This window comes from Steroidobacter sp. (assembly GCF_016790065.1).
Taxonomy (GTDB): Bacteria; Pseudomonadota; Gammaproteobacteria; order Steroidobacterales; family Steroidobacteraceae; genus Steroidobacter.
Genome location: NZ_JAEUPY010000663.1, coordinates 1 through 1,880, shown reverse-complemented (window position 1 = coordinate 1,880; position 1,880 = coordinate 1). Strand labels below are relative to the sequence as shown.

Below are 1,880 nucleotides of genomic sequence, written 5' to 3'. Positions count from 1 at the left end.
TCAAAGCATCGAGTGTGATGGTCGGCGTGGACTAGCGGATCGCAGTTCGCTGGCTACTTGGCTTCCAGCCGATACTGTTCGCCATCCTGCCGAATCGCGACGTCGTTGCGGCCTTGTAAGTAGCGGATCCATGTGCCGGGTTGTTTGGCATCGAAGGTGCCGGACAGTTGGATGCTGGCGCGTACGGCCGGGGCGACTTCGATTTGCACGGCGTTGTAGCGATTGAACTGTCGCGCGATTTCGCCGAGCGAGGTGTCTTTAAAGATCAGGCGATGTTGCTGCCAAGAGATGGCGGCGGTGGCATCCGCTTCGGGCGCGTGTTCGACGCGGCCGGCGGAGGCATCGACGACATCGCCAGCAACGATAGTGAGCGGGCGAGGCGGTTTTGCTTTGACGGTGGTTGCGGCGGTGGTGGCAGCGACAGCGACCGGAGTGACGACGACGACGCCTTCGACGACGGCAACGCGGGTGCGGCCGTTCTCCTGATAGACATTGAACTTGGTGCCGACGGCCTGGGTGGTGGCGTCGTGAGTTTTCACCAGGAACGGCCGGGTGGCATCGTGAGCCACCGTGAACGTCGCTTCACCCTCGAGCTCGATGACTCGCGAATTTTCACCGAGCGCGACGCTAACTTTCGACTGCGTGTTGAGTTGGATGGTCGAGCCATCGGTGAGCTGCACGGTGCGCTGCTCGCCGATGCTGGTTTTATAACGATCGTTGGCACTCAACGCCCACCAAGACACAGCCGCGAGCACAGCGAGACACACCGAAGCGGCGAGCGCGAAAGTCCGACTGCGAATTGCTGCCTGCCATGCTGGTGCCGAAGGGCGAGCGAACCGCGTGCCGATATCCAGAGTCTCGCCGCGACGTTGTTGCAACCACTGCATCACGTCGAACCGCGAATCTTTATCGATGCCTTCGAAGCGGTCGTACAGCTCGGCCACGTTCATGAACGATTCGAGATGGCGCGGCGAACGCTGCAGCCAGGCCAGCCAGCGTGCTTGTTCGCGAGCGCTGAGCACGCGACTGCGATCGTCGAGTCGGACGAACCAGTCGGCAGCCTGTTGATCGATTTTGGCCTGTGGGGTGGGTTTGGGTGGCATGAGGGCTCGTCCCTGGCGGGTCAGTCAGCGAGATGCGTCTTCAAGTGCGCCAGGGCCCGTCCGAGATAGCGGCGTACTTGAGGCAAAGAAATATTGAGTTCCTTGGCGATGGCGGCGTACTCCAAGCCATCGCGTCGGCGTAGATAAAACACCGCGCCATAGATCGGCGGCAGCTGCTTCAGGCAGGTGAGCAGGGCTTCCTCGGCGATCACTTCATCGCTCACATCAGCGGCGTGATCGACCAGCAGCGTCTCGATACTATTGGGGTCGTGCGCCACCGGACGGCGGCGGGCATGACGGTACGAACGCTTCAGCACGCTCCACGCCACCCGGAACAGGTAAGCCACCGGGTCGCGCAGCGGTTCGCTGGGCGGATGCCGGGCCAGGCGGACGTAAACCTCCTGGAGCATGTCCTCGGCATCGTGCGTTTGACGCGCAAGCCCTTGAAAGAACACGCGCAACTGCTCTCTATGCAGTTGGTAGGTGTGGGTCGTGTCCTGTGGTGGGTCGGGTTTGTCCAACGCGTTCTCGGCAGCGAAATAGCAGCGCGGTTACCGCTAAGAGCCACGAGCGCGCAGTTTTGCACACCCGATGCCAAAAAATATTTTCATGCTGTGACCCTGTGCATTCTGCGCGGCCGCTGGCTCTTATCGGCGTACCACAGTAACAGGCGGGGCCGCGGGGCACTCGCCGCACATGGGAGAATCGATGAGCTACGGTAGTCGTTTGAGCCTGGGTATTTTGCTCGCCTGCAGCGGGGCGACGTTGCCTCCGATG

2 protein-coding genes are annotated in these 1,880 nt (G+C 61.6%); both read right to left on the bottom strand.

The window, feature by feature from the left end:
- Positions 1-53 precede the first annotated feature (53 nt).
- A complete protein-coding gene (locus JNL55_RS27370) occupies positions 54-1,103 on the bottom strand; it encodes a FecR family protein (protein ID WP_293862091.1) in 1,050 nt (349 codons plus the stop codon).
- Positions 1,104-1,123: 20 nt separating this feature from the next.
- Positions 1,124-1,624, bottom strand: coding sequence for an RNA polymerase sigma factor (locus JNL55_RS27365; protein ID WP_293862088.1), 501 nt, complete (start codon positions 1,622-1,624; stop codon positions 1,124-1,126).
- Between the last annotated feature and the right edge of the window lie 256 nt (positions 1,625-1,880).